Origin of the sequence: Bartonella sp. AA168HLJHH (assembly GCF_042197365.1) — a bacterium.
Taxonomy (GTDB): Bacteria; Pseudomonadota; Alphaproteobacteria; order Rhizobiales; family Rhizobiaceae; genus Bartonella.
This window is the reverse complement of the sequence record NZ_JBHIRS010000004.1, coordinates 37,805-57,335: the sequence shown is the minus strand read 5'-3', so window position 1 is coordinate 57,335 and position 19,531 is coordinate 37,805. Positions and strand designations below refer to the sequence as shown.

The following is a 19,531-nucleotide window of genomic DNA, read 5'->3' as shown; positions in this document are numbered from 1 at the left end:
GTTGCAATATTGTGTATTCTGTGACCGATAGTCTCGTTACAAGTTACACAAACGGCTTATTGTTTGGGTGAAATTTTTATACATTCATTTGTTTTTTGCCATTTGTTTTTTGTATTTTCTTTTCTTAAGAAAATTTCCAATGTTATCAATGGCTTTAATTCATACCAAGCGCATTTTTATATAGCTCAATGATTGCTTCTTCTTCCATTCGTTCATGTTCTTCTTTTTTACGCAGCCGTATAATGCTTCGAACAGCTTTACTATCAAAACCAGAGCCTTTAAGTTCAGTGTAAACGTCTTTAATATCATCAGAAATGGTTTTTTTCTCTTCTTCTAGTCGTTCAATACGTTCGATAAAAGAGCGTAATTGGTTTACGGATATAGCGTGTGTTTGATCGGTTACTGTATCGTTCATTGTATTTTTCTCCAAGTTATATATTTAAGTTGTTTTTCGACGACGAATTTATGTTAAAAAAGCTTGAAAATAAAAAGTAAGTCAAGCTACACAGTTTTTTTTACAAATTGACTTTAAATATTTTGTAAAATTTTTAAGATATATGCATTGATAAAAGGGCTATAAAAAGAAAAATATAAAAATATACGTTTTAGATTTGAAAAGCTTTAAAAAAAGAAATGTGTAATTTGTTTTGAGAATTTGGCATTATAGAGGAAGTTTTGTGATTTTAAAAAAACGATATTGGGTGCTTCAGAAAGGATTAAAAGTTTTTCTTTTGAGCATTTTGCTCTTGTTTCCCCTTGTTGTTTTTGCAAAAGCTGACTTTAGGGTTTGTAATACAACCCAACAGTCTGTAGGGGTTGCTCTTGGATATCGTACATTTTCAGGGTGGGTGAGCGAAGGCTGGTGGACGGTACCAGTGACGGAATGTAAAACTTTAATTGAGGGGCCTCTTGCTTCACGGTTTTATTATTTTTATGCGGAAGGGGCACAAAAAAAAGGGAACTGGGCAGGCTCTGTGACCATGTGTGTACAAGATAGCCAATTTACTATTCAAGGGGTTCATGATTGTTTCCCTCGAGGATATCAAAAGGCTGAATTTAAAGAGATCGATACCGGAAATCAAACCAGTTGGATGGTACAGTTGACGGATGAGTCTTTGTTAAACAATTCAGTTATACCTTCTCTTTCAGGAAATTCTCCACCGTGAAACGTGCACGTAAAGTAAAAATTATTGCGACTCTTGGTCCTTCTTCTTTTTCTCGTTTGATGATTGAAAAGCTTTTTAGGGCAGGGGCAGACGTTTTTCGTCTTAATATGAGCCATACTGATCGTGATATGCTGGGTGATTTGGTCGAGTCTATACGAGAAGTTGAAAAAACAGTTCGACGCCCCATTGGTATTTTGGTGGATCTTCAGGGGCCAAAACTGCGTGTGGGGCGTTTTGCTAAGGGTCAAGAAGATTTGCGTGTTGGGCAAAGCTTTACGTTAGATAATCGCGATGTTCTTGGTGATGCACAGCGTGTTTTTTTCCCTCATGAGGATGTATTTTCGGCTGTTAAACCAGGGGATCGGTTGTTGATTGATGATGGAAGGGTGGAACTGCGTGCGCAAGTTTGTGATGGTCATTCTGTACAGTGTCGCGTGGTTGCTGGAACCCGTATTTCTGATCGAAAGGGTGTCAGTTTTCCCGATACAATTTTGCCTTTTGATTCGATGACGTCAAAAGATAAGGAGGATCTTCAGGCTCTTTTACAGCAGCCTGTTGATTGGGTTGCTCTTTCTTTTATTCAACGTCCAGAAGATATTATGGCGGTGCGTCAGTTGACGAAAAGTAAGGTGTCTTTGATGGCTAAAATCGAAAAGCCTCAAGCCTTGGAGCATATAGAGAAAATTATTGATGTATCTGATGGCATTATGATTGCACGGGGTGATCTCGGAGTGGAAATGCCTTTGGAAAAGGTCCCTGCACTTCAGATGGAGCTCATAAAAGCTTGTCGTTTAGCAGGAAAGCCTGTTGTGGTGGCAACACAAATGCTTGAATCAATGATCACATCTTCTGTTCCGACACGCGCAGAGGTGTCAGATGTTGCTACAGCAGTTTATGCAGGAACAGATGCGGTGATGTTGTCTGCTGAATCTGCTTCTGGTCGTTATCCTGAAGAAGCTGTGCTTATGATGGATCGAATCGCGCGGCAAATCGAACAGGATCACACTTATGCCGCTCAGGTTGGAGCACAACATCCAGCACCAGAATCAACAGGAACGGATGCGATTTCTCTTGCTGCGCGTCAGATTGCTGAAACACTTGCTCTATCCGCTATCGTTGCCTATACGGCTTCAGGAACAACGGGGGTGCGCGCCTCTCGTGAACGCCCTAATAGACCCATTATTGCTTTATCGCCCATTGTGGAAACAGCAAGGCGTTTGGCTTTAGTTTGGGGGCTTCATTGTGTGGTCACGCAAGATGCACGGAGTTTAGAAGATATGGTTGATCGAGCAGCAGCGATTGCATTTCAGGAAGGCTTTTGCAAAGGGGGAGATCGCTTCCTTGTGACAGCTGGGGTTCCTCTTGGAACGCCCGGTGCGACAAATCTCTTGCGTATTGCTTCTGTCTCTCAAGATGGAACGAAAGGGATTTGAGCCGTTTACGCATGGTGTTTTTTCATGCGCCTTTGAACAGGCTTTAAAAACAACGGGTGTGCGCCTCTTGTGAATGCCTCCATAGACCCATTATTCTTTATATCTTCTATCGTAAGATAGAAAGGTATTGCGTTAGGTCGTCCAGTTTGGGGATGGAAGCAGATGCGGTGATATTGGTCTGTTGATTTTGTTTTAGTTCTGAGGAAGCTGCTTTTACGGTAGGGCATTTAATGGGAGCCCCCCTTTTATTTCATTGAGACAGATTGGGGATGCTTTATTGATGTTTATACGAGCGAGATGTTTATTGATAATTGAGAGTTCATTCTTTCGCTTTTTGGATAAGAGCCTTGAAATTTTTCCCATTTTAAACTTTTGCAAACAGAATTGAATAAAATTAAAATTATGTGCCTAAAAAATCGTACTGGTATGTTATGAGAAAAAGTGATGGGTGAATGTGTTTTTAAAATATGCCTTGTCGAATCATTTACAACATATTGATTTATAATGATAATTTATCGTTATTAAACTTGAATTAGAACCCCGAATTCCGTAAGATTCTCTTAAATTTATTTATGTTTTGTTAATCATAACTCTTTGCTTGTACGTCATAAGCGGGTGGGTTTTATGGGAAAAAGCTGTACAAGAAAGGCGTCCCTCTTATGAATCGTTTTACGAGCCAAGGGGGCTATCGCAATACTGAGGGCTGACTATAATGATGATGCCGACTTGCTCTTTCTTTTATTAAGCTTGGAGATTTTGAGGGGTGGGGAGAGAGGTATGGATGAATTGTTTGTTTGTTATAAGGATAAAAATAGCGGTAGAGGATGTTTTCAAGAGCTATTATTGTTGTTTATGATGTTTGAGGTTGTATGAGATTAACATACTCTTCGGGTTTGACTTTTTTCCTGCTCTAAAGGATGAAAATACTAAAGTTCACGCTGGTTTATAAATGATACGGTTCTTTTCGGTGGGTTTCATCGGATGGATATCTCAGGTGCAAAGACTCCATGGTGCTTATAGTATCAAATAGCGGTGTTTTACGGTATAATAGATAAGGTTATTTTTTTAATATATATTGAATCTGCTTAATATTATCTAAGGGGCAAGGATTTTTGGGCATGCATTCATAGGGAACATGAATATAGCTCTTTTTTTCGAAGGGTGCTTTATTTGTTTGTTGCTGTTGTCATTTATATGATTTTTTTACAATGATGTTGATTTTGTTATCTTATTGCGCGGTTAAAAGACATCTCATTTGAAATGTGGTGATATAAGGCAGCCTCCTTGATATAGGAAGCGTTTGTGCGGAGGTGAAATATTCAGGGTAGGGCTTTCTTGTTGAGGTTTAAGTTAATCCCATAAGTCGTGAGTAGCTGGAATCCTTCCTATAAAAAACCAGACTGTTTACACACTGGTGTGGGTTTAAGAATTTTTATCCTGTGAGATGTGGCGGACAAGTCAAATCTCTGGTTTATTACGCGCTGATGTAATTTTTAGAAATCTTCCTGTTCCTGTTCTTGTTCTTGAAGGTTTGTGCAGTTTTGATCATCTTTGAGCAATTGGTTGGTGAGATTTTCAATGCGTTGTGTGGTGTCACGCATAATTTTCCCCATGGTACGGTCTCTTTCGTTGTGGAGTCGTAAAAGAGTATTGTAGTCTTCTTGTAATTTTTTATTTTCTCGTTTTATTTCTTCCATTTCATCAATAATCATTATGCCAGCCATAACCGATAAACGATGGTCGCCAATTTCACCAAAATTGTTCTTTAAATGTGTGATATATTGATCCAATTGAGCAGCAAGCGCAATAAGACGACGTTCTTGTCCTTTGTCACAAGCCATGCGATAAACTTTACCATCAATGGTAACGGAAACAGTTTCCATACATTCAAACCTTTATCTATCAATGACAACACGAATTGTTTCCATTGCTTTAATAAGACGTTTGGAAACTTCTTTGTTTACGGACTCTAAGCGTTCAATTTGGGCTTCAGCTTTGTCAAGCGCTTGGGCAAGATGGCTGCGGTCAGCATTCATTCGTTGGATTTCTTCTTCCCATTCGTTATTTTTATCAATAACGGCATTGCGGTTTATTATGGTGATCTCTAAAGTTCTAAGTGCCTTTTCTAGGTGCTCTAAAGCATCTTGTAGAACTGTAGTCTCTTGGTTCATTGCTTTTATCCTTTGGGTAATTGTATCCTTTATCAATGTGTTATGCAAAAACGAATCACTTTCACTCTTGTATTGTGTGCATTTTATTTTTAAGTATGTAGGATATTTTAGCAAGCAAAGCAGGGGATAGATATAAATTAAAAGCTGGATTTTTTGCGCGTATTGGCATAAATGACATGGATATACAGAACGCGTGAGGGGAATGTTATTAATATTATTGAAGTGGTGGCAAAAAGTCTCACGCTAATGGTTAGAAAATAGTATTTCTTGAGAATTTTAAGAGAATACGGAAAAAGCAACAGAATAACGTATTTAACGAAATGGTCGATTATTCATGACAAACACCCACCAACAGAATCAGATGGCCAATGCTATCCGTTTTCTTGCTATTGATGCGATTGAAAAAGCAAATTCTGGTCATCCGGGCTTGCCAATGGGAGCAGCCGATATTGCTACGGTTCTTTATACAAGATTCCTTGCTCATGACCCCAAAAAACCTCGCTGGCCTAACCGTGATCGTTTTGTGTTATCAGCAGGACATGGGTCTATGTTGCTTTATGCTCTCTTGTATCTTTCTGGTTATGAAGATATTGGCATTGAAGATCTCAAAAATTTTCGCCAATTAGGAGCAAAGCTTGCTGGGCATCCAGAATATGGGCATGTGGCAGGAATCGAAACAACGACTGGTCCTCTCGGACAAGGATTGGCTAATGCCGTGGGGATGGCTCTTGGAGAGCGTTTGCAAAATGCCCGTTTTGGTGATCTTATCAACCATTACACTTATGCGTTGGTGGGCGATGGATGCCTTATGGAAGGGATATCTCAAGAAGCACTTTCCCTTGCCGGTCATTTGAAACTCAATAAGCTTATTGTGTTGTGGGACGATAATAATATTTCTATCGATGGAGAGATTTCCCTTGCTGACAGTACAGATCAGATTGCGCGTTTTAAGGCATCTGGTTGGGAGACACATAAAGTCAATGGGCATGATCAAGCAGCAATTGCGCGAGCTATTGAGGCGGCACAAAATTCCGATAAACCAACTTTGATCGCTTGTAAAACAACAATTGGCTTTGGAGCACCCAATAAAGCGGGTACCAATAAAATTCATGGAGCCCCTTTGGGCGCACGAGAAATCACTGAAACCCGTATCGCGTTAGGGTGGGATGCTGAGCCTTTCGTTATTCCAGCCGATATTCTCGATAATTGGCGCTTGGCTAGTCTCAATGCTGCTAAAAAACGCCAAAAATGGGAAGAAAAATTTGCTGATCTTCCTGTCTCAGAGCGTGTGGAGTTTGAAAGATTGATGCGGGGCGATCTCGTGGGCGGATTTGATGGCGCTATTGATACTTATAAACAGAAATTGGTTGAAGAGCGCCCCGTTGTTGCTACGCGTAAAGCTTCGGAAATGGCTCTTGAAGTGATCAATGAGGTCGTTGTTGAGACTATTGGTGGTTCGGCTGATTTAACCGGATCTAATAATACAAAAAGCAGCCAGATGAAAAGTATCTCTGCTGAAGATTTTTCAGGGCGCTATCTGCATTATGGAATTCGCGAACATGCAATGGGAGCTGTGATGAATGGTCTTGCCCTTTATGGCGGCTTTATTCCTTATGGGGGAACCTTTTTATGCTTTTCTGACTATATGCGTCCTGCTATGCGTTTGTCTTCTCTCATGGGGTTGCGGGTGATTTATGTCATGACTCATGATTCTATTGGTCTTGGTGAAGATGGTCCGACCCATCAACCCGTAGAGCATTTGGCTTGCCTGCGTGCAATGCCTAATCATTTTGTGTTCCGTCCTGCCGATGCTATGGAGACAGTTGAGTGTTGGCAATTGGCTTTGAAAGCATGCGGGACGCCTTCTACCTTGGCTTTAAGTCGACAAAATCTACCGCTTTTGCGTCAAGAGTATGAAGAAGAAAATCTCTGTATGCTTGGTGCTTATGAATTCCTAACAGCTAGCGATGATGCACAAGTGACGCTGTTTGCTTCTGGTTCAGAATTGCAAATTGCAGTGGAGGCACATGCGGTGTTAGAAGAAAAAGGCATCCCAACGCGTGTGGTTTCTGTGCCTTGTTTTGAACTTTTTTCTCAACAATCTCTCTCCTATCAGCGTGCTCTCATTGGAGATGCACCGATTAAAATTGCCATTGAAGCTGCTGTCGCCCAAGGATGGGATCGTTTTATTGGCTGTGATGGTGTGTTTATTGGTATGGAGGGCTTTGGGGCAAGTGGAACAATTGATGCCCTTTATGCGCATTTTGGTATTACTTGGGAAAATGTCGTTGCCACCGTTGAAAAAGAGCTGGAAAAGATCAAAGAGGAAAAGACAAAGTGACAGCTTGTGTTGTCATGAATGGGGTGATTGTAGGGCATCATATTCTGTGCAGTGCTGTGGATGATCTTGTGCATTATTGTGGATAAGTGAGTGAGTGATCAAGATATTGACATTGTGGGAATTAATGATTTTGGATTGGTGAAATACCCATTTATTGTGTTTTAAATGTTGTGCTTTTAAAAATTGATGAGGAAACATGTGAAATGACAGTTCGTGTTGCAATTAATGGGTTTGGTCGTATTGGTCGCAATATTTTACGTGCACTTGTGGAAAGTGGACGACAAGATGTTGAAGTGGTTGCAATTAATGATTTGGGATCGGTGGAAACAAATGCCCATTTATTACGCTATGATTCAGTTCATGGGCGTTTTCCTGGTATCGTTAAGGTGGTAGGGGATGCTATTGATGTGGGAGGTGGTTTAATAAAGGTATGCGCAGAGCGTGATCCTGCTCAATTGCCTTGGAAAGATTTGGATATCGATATTGCTTTGGAATGTACGGGCATTTTTACTGCGCGTGATAAAGCAAGTGCTCATTTAGATGCGGGGGCAAAGCGTGTTCTTATTTCTGCGCCTTCTGAAGGAGCAGATCTTACGGTCGTCTATGGGGTTAATCATCAATCTTTAAGCAGCGAGCATCGCGTTGTTTCAAATGCTTCTTGTACAACCAATTGTTTGGCGCCTGTTGCACAAGTTTTACACAATACGGTGGGCATTGAAAAGGGCTTTATGACAACAATCCATTCTTATACGGGTGATCAACCTGTATTGGATACAATGCATCGGGACCTTTATCGTGCACGTGCGGCAGCTCTTTCTATGATTCCTACCTCAACAGGAGCGGCAAAAGCTGTGGGATTGGTCTTGCCAGAATTAAAGGGATTGCTTGATGGTGTATCGATTCGTGTTCCGACCCCTAATGTTTCTGTGGTTGATTTGACATTTATCGCTAAGCGTTCCACAACAATCGAAGAAATTAATACAGCTATTGCTACTGCTGCACAGGGTTCTTTGAAGGGCGTTTTGGACACTACAGAAGAGAAACTCGTGAGTTGTGATTTTAATCATAATCCTCATTCAGCTATTTTCCACAATGATCAAACCAAAGTGATTGATGGTAAGCTCTGTCGCGTTCTGGTTTGGTATGATAATGAATGGGGCTTTTCTAACCGTATGAGTGATACGGCAGTGGCTTTTGCTCAGACAATATAAGAGGACCTCAGGGTCCTCTTTTTATAAGGAAAAGTCTCATTTTTGTGCAATTTTGAGAAAAACAGTTAGAGGCTGTTGTTCTCATGCGCTAGAGAGAAGAGGCTATTGAAAAATTGATGATGTGTTTTGTTTTAATACTGTGTCAATACGTGCTTTTAAAAGATGCATGAAAGAGTAAACTTTGAAAAAGTAAGATCTGAACGAGATACCCTTTGAGAAAACGTTAGAAAACAGGAGATGTAAACTCTTTTTCCTAGAAGTAAAAGGAAGCTTTAATAGAGATCAAGTTGAGCCAATGCATTTGTTTGCCACAATGGAATATGAAGATTAAGAGCAATGGTGGGCTTTTGTACATTTGACGATAAAAGCTTTGGATTTTTATTAAGCAAAGGGTGAGAGATAGGCTGTCGTGGATCTCTTGTAAAAGCAAAGAGGGGGATAAGTGGAAAGAAAAGTGGGCAGGGTTGTTGGATGCGTTTTTATTTGAAACAATGGAAAGTGAAGAGGAAGCAGTGATGGGGTTTCGTACACTTGATGATGTTGATGTTTTGGGTAAACGTGTTCTGGTGCGCGTAGATTTTAATGTTCCTATGGCGCAAGGTAAGGTATGCGATGAGACGCGTCTTGTACGACATAAAGAGACACTCGTTGAGCTGCAAAAGCGTGGTGCTAAACTTATTCTGCTTTCTCATTGTGGTCGCCCCAAAGGAAAGGTAGAGCAAGAGTTTTCACTCCGTCCTGTTGTGCAAGTGCTGGAAAAGATCATTAATCAGCCGGTTGCTTTTGCTCCGGACTGTATCGGTTCGGCGGTGCAGGTTGCAGTTGAGTCATTACAAAATGGTGGTGTTTTACTGCTTGAAAATGTTCGTTTTTATGCTGGTGAAGAAAAGAATGATTGTTCTTTTGCAGAAGCTTTGGCTCATAATGGAGATCTCTATGTCAATGATGCTTTTTCAGTTTCTCATCGTGCCCATGCTTCGGTGGAGGGAATAACGCATTTGTTGCCTTCTTATGCAGGACGGTCTTTGCAAGGTGAATTGCAGGCATTAGAAAAAGGACTTGGCAATCCAGCACGTCCTGTGGTTGCTCTTGTGGGAGGAGCAAAGGTTTCTAGTAAGCTTTTTGTGCTCAATCATTTGGTGGAAAAAGTTGACTCCTTAATTATTGGTGGGGGGATGGCTAATAGTTTTTTAGCTGCGCAAGGTATCCATGTAGGGAAATCACTGTGTGAACATGCATTGATGGAAACGATAAAAAAAATCATTAAAAAAGCGCAAGAGTGTCACTGTACGCTTCTGCTCCCTCAGGATGCTGTTGTGGGATTTCGTTTTGAAAAAGATGCACCGCATCGTCTTTATGACATTGAAGATATTCCACAAGATGGCATGATATTGGATATTGGGACGCGCTCTATTGCGCATATCAATACTGCGATAGATGAAGCTGCTACTCTTGTGTGGAATGGACCCCTTGGTGTTTTTGAGATGCCTCCCTTTGATAAGGGAACCATTGCCGTTGCACGCCATGCAGCAGAACGTAGTTTGACGGGAAATTTGGTTTCAATTGCGGGAGGGGGCGATACGGTTTTTGCCCTTAATCATGCCGGTGTTGCCAATGATTTTACTTATCTCTCAACTGCTGGAGGAGCTTTTTTGGAATGGATGGAAGGTAAGGTTCTTCCTGGTATTCTTGCTCTTATGCAGGCTTAAAGGGCTTCTTTGAAGGGAAGGTTAAAGAAAAGCTATACAATCGTGTAGAGTGTTTTGATAGTGTTGCGCATTTTTAGAAATTAAGACAAAATAAGAGGAATTTTTTATGAATGAACGGCTTGAAGATATTGCACTTGCTTTGGTGCATGCGGGTAAAGGTATTTTGGCGGCAGATGAAAGTACGGCGACCATTGGAAAGCGTTTTGAAAGCATTGGTGTTGAATCCAATGAAGATAAGCGCCGTGCTTATCGTGAAATGCTTTTTAGTACAAAAGAAGCGATGGAAAACGCCATCTCTGGGGTTATTTTATTTGATGAAACCATTCGGCAAAAAGCATCAATTGGGAAAATGTTGACGGATCTTATTCGGGATTCAGGCGCTTTGCCAGGGATTAAAGTTGATACCGGTGCAAAACCCTTGGCTGCTTTTCCCCAAGAAACAATTACCGAAGGGTTGGATGGTCTTCGTGAGCGGCTAAAAGATTATTATGCTTTGGGAGCACGTTTTGCTAAATGGCGGGCGGTAATTGCTATTGATGAACACACTTTGCCAACAAGAGGCGCCATAAGACAAAATGCACAAGCTCTTGCACGCTATGCTGCCTTATGTCAGGAGTTCAATATTGTGCCCATTGTTGAGCCGGAAGTGTTGATGGATGGATCATCGTGTGGGCATTCAATTACACGCTGCTTTGAGGTGACACGCACTGTTTTGCAGGCTGTCTTTAAAGAATTGTTTGAAGCTCGTGTTCTTTTGGAGGGGATGATTTTAAAACCCAATATGGTGATTGATGGAAAGGATGCTCGCAAGGCTTCTGTTGAAGAAGTTGCTGAAAAGACTGTCCAGGTGCTTAAACAGACTGTTCCTGCCGCTGTTCCCGGAATTGCTTTTCTTTCTGGAGGACAGTCTGATCAGGAAGCAACGGCGCATTTATCTGCTATGAATTCTTTGGGCGCATTGCCTTGGAAATTGACCTTTTCCTATGGACGCGCATTGCAAGCAGCTGCCTTAAAAGCATGGGCTGGAAAAGATGAGAATATTGCTGTTGCACAGAAGGCATTTAGTCATCGGGCTCGGATGAACCATCTTGCGGCTTTGGGACAATGGACAAAAGAACAAGAAAAAGCGTGCGATTGAAGCACAAGCTCTGTTCTTAAATGCGGAGAGATTTTTCATATTTCTGCGTGATTTTTTGGGTGCCCTCATCATGATAAAAATGGCGGGGGCATTTTAGGCTTAAAAGCTTTCTCAGAGAGTTTTTTCCTTGGACCTTTTAAAAGTCTTTAATGGGTGCTATCGAGAGATAAGATTGCGGGAGAGGTGCAATTTCGAGAAGGGGAGATAATGCTAGGAAATTTGTGAATGCACAGCACTTTAGTATGGTGTCGTTCATGAGGTGGTACTTACTTTTTGAGTGAAAATCATAAAGCTCATACTGTATTGAAGAGTTTGATATTGTGATATTTTTTCTTTTTCATGTTATCATTACTTGTCATCAGCAGAATTCATTTGATTGCAGTTTTAAAGGTGGATTAAGCGGGTAGATTAGAGAGTTGCGATTTCTGAGCGGATTGGAATACAGCTTATGAAGCTTTTCTGCATCAGGGTAGCTTCTTCTTCAATGGGGGTAGACTTTCTATTGGCGAACGAATTGAATAACTCTTGCGAAAGAAAATAGATTTGCCCCTCAATAAAACACCTATTTTTTCGTTAAAATGGATAAATTTTTCTTGTATTTTTTGATGATATAATTAAAAGTAATTAACTTCATAGCATCTTGGCTTAAAACGGGGGGAGTTGTGGACGGTATATCTTCTAAAAATAACAGTATATCTTCTAAGAATACAAGCATCAAAAGAAAAAATCAATACGCAGAACAGAGCTTTTCTGCAATTATGATGCGAAAATTGTGCAATATGGTGCGTGGGGTATTCGAAGGGATCTTTACAGTATTTACTTTCATAATTTTTATTATCTTGCTCAACATACGTGGACCGGTTCATACCGCATTAAAAGTCTTTGGGTCGGTGAGTGGAATAGGGTGCTTTTTCTTTTTTGTCGGATACCTCTTAGAACGCCGTGACGCAACAGCAGATGAAGCCGGTATATCGTTCGCATTACTCTTAACAATTCTTGAAGGCGTTTCTTCTATTTGCTGCCTGTCTGCTAGTTGGGGTTACGATGCTCTCTTATTCCGTTTAGCACCTCCTGGGTATGTTCTTATTCTCCCTGAATAAATAGGGTGCAATTCGTTTGCATACAAATCAAAATGAGAGGCTGTCTGCCTCTCAAATTCTTAATAATCGCTCTCCAAAATCATAACATCAAACCCGCGTTTAATGAAGGGACTAACAAGCTTTGGGTCCTTAAGCCTCAAGGTAACCCTTTACAAATTGCGCCTATCGGCATCCTTGACCTTAAGACACTCAAACGGCTTATTTTGTTTTTCTCATGTATGATATAAGGGGAAAGCTTCTCATCGTGCCTAAATGGTAACTTATCGTGTGTTAAATGGAAAAATGAGAAAAAGCATCTTTATGCAATATAATCCAATTATGATTTATTGATTTGAAGATAAAGGGTTTAAAGCCTTCTACAAGACTGATACGATAAAAGGGGGAAGTTGCCTATTCTTAGAAACTAAGGCGTATTTTAGGTGCTCTTGATATAGCTATCTCACCAAATGGTTTTGAAGACTTATCCTTTTAGCTCTATTCACTAAAAGGTTATTTTGAGGGGGCTTGGCTAATGAATGTAAAGGAAAATTAGCACGTAATATTTCGCTTTGCTGGTATAGATGCTGAATGAGTTAATTATCTAGAGGATCACTGAAGAGGGAGCGCTAAAAAATCGTGAAAATCTTCCGTACTTCGGTGAATTCGTGGTTGAAGATATAATCGTAGAACTTGGCTTATCTGTTCCTGAAACAGCTGCATGGTTTGAAATGGTTAGGGTGTCAGTTCTGCATATGCTTGGCTCGCTATACAAAAAAAATTATGATTTAGTGCAAGCTTTAAAACATAAATACCCTAAAGATATATCCTCTTTGTACATGTTCTTATCATCGTTAAAATGCTTTCTTAAAGCACGACAGGGGGTGCTATAAAGTTGAGGGCTGTAAAATATATGGGGCTTGGAGGGGGTGAGAAGATGGTATTCAATCGAAGTACTCTATCCTTATTTTATGGGCTATGACTGAAAGAGAGAGCTGGAGAGACGATTTGTGAGCAAAGAGACGTTGTTTTGAGGTTGCGTGTCTGCAAGAGCAGAACAGTGGTCGTGGTGATATTTAAAAACAATAAATTTGGTAAAATTTTACAATTTTGCCAAAAGCCAGTTTATTATAAAAGCTGTTGCTCATGTGCTCTCACAAAGTTATAAGAAGCCAAAAAGTGCTAAAAGAGTCTTTGCTCTTTTTCAATAATATGGATCTGCAAACAGTGTTCAAAAAGTGTTCGTTTTTTTGAAAGAGAAGAAAAGGATATTCTTGCAATAGAGAGAAGCGTATTTGTGAATTACAATTTGTCATGATTTTCGGTAAACACTATTATTTATAGCGGTGAGAGAGGGTATGAAAAGTTTTTCATATTCAGTTTTTTTAAAGAGTGTGGTCAGTCTTTAGGGTAGTGCTTGTGTCCCTAGAGCCTATCAAGTGAGCCCGCATAAAGGCTTCAAGAAAGCGAGCACCTATTATACTTTTTGCCAGCGTATACTCTTTTGTCAGCGCCCCAATGTTTTGACAGCCCTTAGAACGTAAAGGGGCAAGGGAGGTATTTCATTCCTTTCTTGTACCGTTTTACTCCACACGCCAACTCTGCTTGTGATGAGCAAGCCAAGAGATTTTGTTTGATTCACTATGAGGGTTTGACATGAGAAAATCCTATGGTATTCATGATCTTTCATGAAAAACAATGAATTATCCTTATAAATCAACGTGACAGTGCTGTTATGAAGAGAACTCCTTGCACATCTTAATAGCCCATAGCGATTAACTTGGTATTATTTTATATTCTGTACACAGAAGTGTCTTTATAAAAATACTCCATCTTGCGCAGAAAAAAGAAAAACATCTCAATGCTTGCTTTTCTTTTTTCCATGAGAGATTTAAATTGATAAGCCTGTCTGAAAAAAGTGCTGTTTATGCCCTTAAAGATATTGCTCTTGTATCAAGATTACTTATTCGGGTGAAAATTGGAGTTTTGCGAGGTAAGCATAAACGCCATTTTTTGCCACAAGTTCGGCATGGGTTCCTTCTTCCACAAGGGCGCCTTTATCCATAACAAGAATGCGATCTGCTTTTAAAATTGTTGCCAAACGATGTGCAATGACCAAGGTTGTGCGGTTTTGCATCAACCCTTCTAAGGCGTCTTGCACCAACTTTTCACTGTTCGCATCTAAAGCAGATGTTGCTTCATCAAGCAGCAACAAGGGTGCATTTCTTAAAATTGCCCGCGCAATACCAATGCGTTGTTTTTGCCCCCCAGAAAGCATGGTACCGCGTTCTCCTACTTGCGTATCCAAGCCATCTGGTAAAGCTTGAATAAATTCAAGTGCATTAGCCGCTTTAGCAGCAGCAAGGATTTCTTCTTCATGGGTATTTTCAGTTCCAAAAATAATATTATCACGCAATGTTCCATCAAAAATAGCAACATCTTGTGGAACATAGGAAATTGCACTACGTAAATCTTGTAAAGAAAGGCGATTAATTTCTATGCCATCCAACCGAATTGTTCCATTTGTCGGGTCATAAAAACGAAGGATCAAAGAAAAAATGCTGCTTTTTCCTGCTCCGGAAGCCCCAACAAAAGCAACCGTTTCGCCTGCTTTTACAGAAAATGAAAGCGAGCGTAAAACCTTCTCTTGTGGTCTAGAAGGATAGGTAAAATCAACCTGATCAAAAACAAGTTCACCTCGAACAGGTTGCTCTAATGATAAAGCATTTTTAGGAGCTACAATAGTAGGTTGTTCTTGTAACAATTCGGCAAGCCGTTCAGCAGCGCCGGCTGCTTGGATTAATTCTGCTCCCAGTTCCGATAATTGCGCAAAAGTAGAAGCTCCAAAAACCGCATAAAGGACAAATTGCCCTAATGTCCCTCCTGTCATCGTTCCATTCAAAACATCACGCGATCCAATCCATAAAACAGCAACCACACTGCTAAAAACCAAAAAAATTGCAAACCCCGTAAAAAAGGAGCGCAAGATTACAGAAGCACGTGCTGTTTGAAAAGCACGTTCTATCAATTGTGAAAAACGTATTGTAACGAGTTTTTCAGCGGTAAAAGCTTGCACAGTGCGAATAGCACTTACCTGCTCTGTAGCAACAGCATTGGCATCTGCGAGACGATCTTGCGCCGCGCGGGTACGAGAGCGAACTTTACGTCCAAAGACTACTAAGGGAATGGCCACAACAGGAATAGCAGCTAAAACCAACAAAGACAATTTAGCATTGGTGATCACCATCATTACGACGGCTCCGATCACGATAATCAGCTGACGCAATGCGGTAGAGGCGGTAGAGCCCACAGCTAATTTTATTTGTGTGGTATCTGTTAGAAGCCTTGAAACAATCTCTCCTGAATGTGACCGATCAAAAAAAGCAGGAGAAAGTTTCATAATATGGACAAACACATCACGCCGTAAATCGGCAACAATCCGTTCTCCTAAGGTGATAACACAGTAATAACGGGCTGCTGAAGCAAATGCGAGAAACAAGGCTAAGATAAACAAAATTCCAAAGTAAAAATTGATATGTCCATGGCTTGAAGTAGAAAACCCATGATCAAACATTTGGCGGATAGCCACAGGCAAAGCTAATGTGACTAGAGCAGCAACAGATAACGCTAGAAAAGCAAAGATAAACAACCAACGATAGCGCAAAAGATAAGGAACAAAAATTGCAAGCGAAGAGAATGAAGATTTTTTAGGGGAAGACTTTGTCGATTTTTCTGAACGAGAACGTAATGTCATAAAATTTTGCTCACTGTATTGGATTTGTAACACTTGATACAATGATGTATCTTGAACACTTGTTTTTTGATGCGTGCTCAGTTATAGGAATAAATACTTTAAATCAATGTATCAAAAAGACAAAGGAAGTGCACTTAAAAAAACAAGCAAGTGCTATTTCATTCTATAAACGCAAAAGGTTTGACGCATGAAAGCGAATATTCACCCCAACTATCATAAAATTACCGTTGTTATGACGGATGGAACCCAATATACGACGCGCTCTACTTGGGGAAAAGAAGGCGATACTCTTAATCTAGATATTGATCCAAGAACGCATCCGGCATGGACAGGTGGCTCCCAAACACTCGTAGATCGTGGTGGTCGTCTTTCTAAATTCAAAAATCGTTTTGGTAATATTGGCATGTAAAAGCCTCCTTTTATGGGGTACAAAGGTTTTAAACAAATCGATTGCAAACGATGAGTTTTTTATCCTATCAAAGAGTGCACTTTAAATATTAATTCAAAAACGCATCCGACATAAACAGATGGGTCTTAAATACTTATAAATCATTGTGGTTGCGTTTTTAAATTCAAAAATCATTTTGAATATATGCATAAATCCTTTCTTCCCTAGAGTATAAAGACTTGAAATAAAATAATTGTAAACTTTTCTTCTTTTTTGGAACTGAACATACCCATGGAGAGGAAATTTTGGCCGCTTCTAAAGCGGCCAATGCATTTGAATTTATTCAAGCTTTACCAGATGGCTTGGATACGCAAGTAGAAGAACGTGGTACCATGCTTTCTGGGGGGCAAAAACAACGCATTGGTATTGCACGCGCGATTTTAAGAAATGCAGCCCTCTTACTGCAAGCCGGCACCATCATTATATTTGCCAACTCGTGGATGTTGCTACAGCCCTTGGCACTTGAGATAATTTATTATAGGCATTTTAAGTTCTTTCTTAATAGTTTTTTATTCACGTGGGCTCTCTCCGCTTGGTACGTGCAAAAAACATGGTTTTGATTGGTTCACCATGGAACAGGTTTGAAATGAGAGAATCTTACGGTATTCGGGATTCTCATTCAACCTATAAAATAATGAATTATTATTATAAATCAAAATGTTGCTGCTTGATGAAGCAACATTTTCTTTAGATGCAAACAGTGAAAAGTTAGTGCAAAATGCCTTAGAAGGATTGATGCAAAATTGTACAACCTTGGTCATTGCCCATCGTTTGGCAACAATTTTAAAAGCTGATCGTATTCTCGTGATAGATAAAGGCGCTTTTGTGGAAGAAGGAACACACAACTCATTATAAAAAAATAATGTTTATGCGCATTTGGCTAAACTGCAATTCTCATCTGAGTAAGTGATCTTGATACAAGAGCAGTATTTTTAAGGGCATAAACAGCACTCTTTTCAGACAGGCTTATCAATTTGAAACTCTCATGGAAAAAAGAAAGGCAAGCATTGAGATGTTTTTCTTTTTTAATAGGCTGTTCTTTTTTTTTTGCCTGAGATGAAGTATTTTTATAAAGACACTTCTGTGTATAGAATATAAAACGATATCCAGTTAAATCGCTATGGACTATTAAGATGAGCGAGGAGTTCTCTTCATAACAGCACTGTCACGTTGATTTATAAGGATAACTCATTGTTTTTCATGAAAGATCTTACATGGAATTTCTCGTTTCAAATTTGATTATGTTGCATTAGTCAAAACCATGTCTCTTGCATATACCAAGCAGGGAAGATTGCGTGAAGTAAAAATACTTAAAGAAAGAATAAGTCCTCTTCATGAAGCGTCCCAAGTTTTAGGGGCTGTAGTAATATTGAGGGGATTAGGAAAGTGTATGATGATGTCGCTTTACTAAAAAAGAGCCGATAAATGAGCAGAGAGACGCTTTTTATCAATTTTATAAAACAAGGTGAGCACGCAGCCATGTTTTGCTGTGTTAGGCTTTTGAGTACTTTGAACCAATATTGTGGGAGTGCATTTTAAGAATTATAAAGCTCTTCTTAAAAGTGCATAAATCATTAGAGCAGTACAATTAAATACAAATTGTTTTATTTTACCAATAAAAATATCTATATTTTGTGTGTTGTTTTTATTAAAATATAATATGTAGTGATTTTCAAATCATATGTACACATAATGATACAATATTGAGAAATCGATAAAAGAGCTGCGTTAAATATTGGTGAAAATAAAAGAAAGCAAGAATGAGTGATCACGATACTTTCATAGTTATAGTAGGAATAGTTATAATAGGGAGCATAATCTATAGTCTTTGGTTAGCAAATTATCAGAAAAAGCAATTAAATGAACAACTTGAACAGTTTGAAAAATTACTGCAGCTAAAAGATCGAGAGTGCGCGATATACCAAGATATTATTGCACAATGGGAACAAAGGCTTGTTAAAAAAACTCAAAAAATATCGCCAAAATGGATTAAACAATGGGATGAAGAAGTAAAGGAATGGGAAAGGAGTATATTAGAGATAAAAAAAATTGGATACATTTCTGAATCTTATGAATCTAAAAAACAGCAGCATCCAATGGTACAAGATATTTGTGCTCAAGGATATGTAGATATATTTTTTCTCTATGAAAAGGCGCTGGAAGTAGAATTTACTGATGAACATATCAAAAAAATAAATGAATTAATGATGCGTCCAATTTTTAAAGAAACTTATCCTAAAGTTGTGCGATTCATGAGACAGAATGGTGTCACATTACGAAAGTTTGTGGATCCTTTGACGAAAAAAAAGCGCTATAAGCCTACAATGCTGTTGTTTCATTGGTGGTTATATATGATTGATGATATGATTACAGCTGAATACGAACAGCAACAAAAGGATAAAGCTTCAGGGCTCTATCGTGACTTAGCATCTCTGGAAATTTACTTTGAAGACATACCTAAATATACTGAATATGAAACGCTAAAAAAACTGGGAGGATTTGGGAGTATGCCTGGTGACAGTAGTGTACTGTGCATTTGTAAAAGAGAGCTTCTATCCTTATTGTATGATGTTTCCAGTGATTATAAGACGGCAAGAGAAACTTTCATTTACTATAAGATGCTTATTGATACGGTGAAAGAAGGATATATTGCCTTTGATAAAAGTTGTTGTTACTCTACGGTTGAAAGGGCAATGGAGGTTTGTAAAGAGAGAGATAAAGAAGAGAAAAAAGACCTAGTCCTTGATGAAAAGATACCAACATTTGAAGAAGCTTACAAATTAGGCGTTAAAGAGTGGATGAAATCATCAAATGAGAAATGCGATAACCGATTGATCTTTTGGGAGAAGCTTGTTGAGGAAAAAAAGTTAAAAGAAAAATTAAAAGTTATCTTTGGGGATAAGAAGATAAAGGCGCTGAAAGAGGCTATTGAAAAAGATAAAGAGCAGCTTGCAAGTGAAATGCAGAAAGCAATTTTGGAAAACAAAGATTTTTGTTACTATAAATCTCGAGAGTATTTCATAGACTATCTGAGATAATGGTTAAATGAAGGGGGGGGAATGGCTGTATAAATCAATGGATTTG

The 19,531-nt window shown here is 39.3% G+C and carries 14 protein-coding genes and 1 pseudogene; 11 read left to right on the top strand and 4 right to left on the bottom strand.

The window, feature by feature from the left end:
- Positions 1 to 154: 154 nt before the first annotated feature.
- The gene (locus ACFINM_RS04120; RefSeq protein WP_005774567.1) at positions 155 to 415 is read right to left on the bottom strand and encodes a DUF2312 domain-containing protein; all 261 of its coding nucleotides are present in this window, start codon (positions 413 to 415) and stop codon (positions 155 to 157) included.
- A 262-nt stretch (positions 416 to 677) separates the two neighbouring features.
- On the opposite strand from ACFINM_RS04120, the gene ACFINM_RS04115 reads away from it, so the two are divergent.
- Both ACFINM_RS04115 and pyk read left to right on the top strand, forming a co-directional pair.
- Positions 678 to 1,166: a DUF1036 domain-containing protein gene (locus tag ACFINM_RS04115; RefSeq protein WP_375640606.1), complete on the top strand. Its 489-nt coding sequence runs from the start codon at positions 678 to 680 to the stop codon at positions 1,164 to 1,166.
- Positions 1,163 to 2,599 (top strand): pyruvate kinase, encoded by a 1,437-nt coding sequence (pyk, locus tag ACFINM_RS04110; RefSeq protein ID WP_375629688.1) that lies wholly within the window; start codon positions 1,163 to 1,165, stop codon positions 2,597 to 2,599. The genes ACFINM_RS04115 and pyk overlap by 4 nt, the downstream gene beginning before the upstream one ends.
- A gap of 1,493 nt (positions 2,600 to 4,092) precedes the next feature.
- On the opposite strand, the gene ACFINM_RS04105 is transcribed toward pyk, so the two are convergent.
- A complete protein-coding gene (locus tag ACFINM_RS04105; RefSeq protein WP_375629691.1) occupies positions 4,093 to 4,482 on the bottom strand; it encodes a cell division protein ZapA in 390 nt (129 codons plus the stop codon).
- Between the two features lie 12 nt (positions 4,483 to 4,494).
- Positions 4,495 to 4,770, bottom strand: a complete 276-nt coding sequence (locus tag ACFINM_RS04100; RefSeq protein WP_005774573.1) for a DUF4164 domain-containing protein — start codon at positions 4,768 to 4,770, stop codon at positions 4,495 to 4,497.
- Positions 4,771 to 5,104: 334 nt separating this feature from the next.
- Between ACFINM_RS04100 and tkt the strand changes: the two genes are divergently transcribed.
- From tkt to ACFINM_RS04075, 5 genes are all read left to right on the top strand, one after another.
- Positions 5,105 to 7,111, top strand: a complete 2,007-nt coding sequence (tkt, locus tag ACFINM_RS04095; protein ID WP_375640601.1) for a transketolase — start codon at positions 5,105 to 5,107, stop codon at positions 7,109 to 7,111.
- Positions 7,112 to 7,314: 203 nt separating this feature from the next.
- On the top strand, positions 7,315 to 8,322 hold the full coding sequence (gene gap / locus ACFINM_RS04090; protein ID WP_375640596.1) for a type I glyceraldehyde-3-phosphate dehydrogenase: 1,008 nt from the start codon (positions 7,315 to 7,317) through the stop codon (positions 8,320 to 8,322).
- A 515-nt stretch (positions 8,323 to 8,837) separates the two neighbouring features.
- Positions 8,838 to 10,031 carry a phosphoglycerate kinase gene (locus tag ACFINM_RS04085; RefSeq protein ID WP_375621050.1) on the top strand — a complete coding sequence of 398 codons (1,194 nt, stop codon included), beginning with the start codon at positions 8,838 to 8,840 and terminating at the stop codon, positions 10,029 to 10,031.
- Positions 10,032 to 10,137: 106 nt separating this feature from the next.
- Positions 10,138 to 11,169 (top strand): class I fructose-bisphosphate aldolase, encoded by a 1,032-nt coding sequence (locus tag ACFINM_RS04080; RefSeq protein ID WP_375621004.1) that lies wholly within the window; start codon positions 10,138 to 10,140, stop codon positions 11,167 to 11,169.
- 662 nt (positions 11,170 to 11,831) lie between these two features.
- Complete coding sequence (locus ACFINM_RS04075) at positions 11,832 to 12,269, top strand: hypothetical protein (protein ID WP_375621003.1); 438 nt, start codon at positions 11,832 to 11,834, stop codon at positions 12,267 to 12,269.
- A 1,939-nt stretch (positions 12,270 to 14,208) separates the two neighbouring features.
- Here ACFINM_RS04075 and ACFINM_RS04070 read toward each other — a convergent pair.
- The gene (locus tag ACFINM_RS04070; RefSeq protein ID WP_375621002.1) at positions 14,209 to 15,999 is read right to left on the bottom strand and encodes an ABC transporter transmembrane domain-containing protein; all 1,791 of its coding nucleotides are present in this window, start codon (positions 15,997 to 15,999) and stop codon (positions 14,209 to 14,211) included.
- Between the two features lie 187 nt (positions 16,000 to 16,186).
- Here ACFINM_RS04070 and rpmE point away from each other — a divergent pair, with 187 nt between their 5' ends.
- The 4 genes and pseudogenes from rpmE (at position 16,187) to ACFINM_RS04050 (ending at position 19,485) form a co-directional block, all read left to right on the top strand.
- On the top strand, positions 16,187 to 16,408 hold the full coding sequence (rpmE, locus tag ACFINM_RS04065; RefSeq protein ID WP_005774581.1) for a 50S ribosomal protein L31: 222 nt from the start codon (positions 16,187 to 16,189) through the stop codon (positions 16,406 to 16,408).
- Positions 16,409 to 16,692: 284 nt separating this feature from the next.
- Entirely contained in the window at positions 16,693 to 17,007 is a 315-nt protein-coding gene (locus ACFINM_RS04060; protein WP_375621001.1) for an ATP-binding cassette domain-containing protein, read from the top strand.
- A gap of 97 nt (positions 17,008 to 17,104) precedes the next feature.
- Positions 17,105 to 17,302 (top strand): annotated as a pseudogene (locus ACFINM_RS04055) (ABC transporter); the annotation flags it as partial.
- Between the two features lie 905 nt (positions 17,303 to 18,207).
- Positions 18,208 to 19,485 (top strand): hypothetical protein, encoded by a 1,278-nt coding sequence (locus tag ACFINM_RS04050; protein ID WP_375621000.1) that lies wholly within the window; start codon positions 18,208 to 18,210, stop codon positions 19,483 to 19,485.
- The last annotated feature ends 46 nt before the right edge of the window (positions 19,486 to 19,531 follow it).

Bases quoted from the DNA above. Each gene is read 5' to 3' on its own strand.
- ACFINM_RS04120 (WP_005774567.1), bottom strand. From the start codon at position 415: ATGAACGATACAGTAACCGATCAAACACACGCTATATCCGTAAACCAA.
- ACFINM_RS04105 (WP_375629691.1), bottom strand. From the start codon at position 4,482: ATGGAAACTGTTTCCGTTACCATTGATGGTAAAGTTTATCGCATGGCT.
- ACFINM_RS04100 (WP_005774573.1), bottom strand. From the start codon at position 4,770: ATGAACCAAGAGACTACAGTTCTACAAGATGCTTTAGAGCACCTAGAA.
- tkt (WP_375640601.1), top strand. From the start codon at position 5,105: ATGACAAACACCCACCAACAGAATCAGATGGCCAATGCTATCCGTTTT.
- gap (WP_375640596.1), top strand. From the start codon at position 7,315: ATGACAGTTCGTGTTGCAATTAATGGGTTTGGTCGTATTGGTCGCAAT.
- ACFINM_RS04085 (WP_375621050.1), top strand. From the start codon at position 8,838: ATGGGGTTTCGTACACTTGATGATGTTGATGTTTTGGGTAAACGTGTT.
- ACFINM_RS04080 (WP_375621004.1), top strand. From the start codon at position 10,138: ATGAATGAACGGCTTGAAGATATTGCACTTGCTTTGGTGCATGCGGGT.
- ACFINM_RS04070 (WP_375621002.1), bottom strand. From the start codon at position 15,999: ATGACATTACGTTCTCGTTCAGAAAAATCGACAAAGTCTTCCCCTAAA.
- rpmE (WP_005774581.1), top strand. From the start codon at position 16,187: ATGAAAGCGAATATTCACCCCAACTATCATAAAATTACCGTTGTTATG.
- ACFINM_RS04050 (WP_375621000.1), top strand. From the start codon at position 18,208: ATGAGTGATCACGATACTTTCATAGTTATAGTAGGAATAGTTATAATA.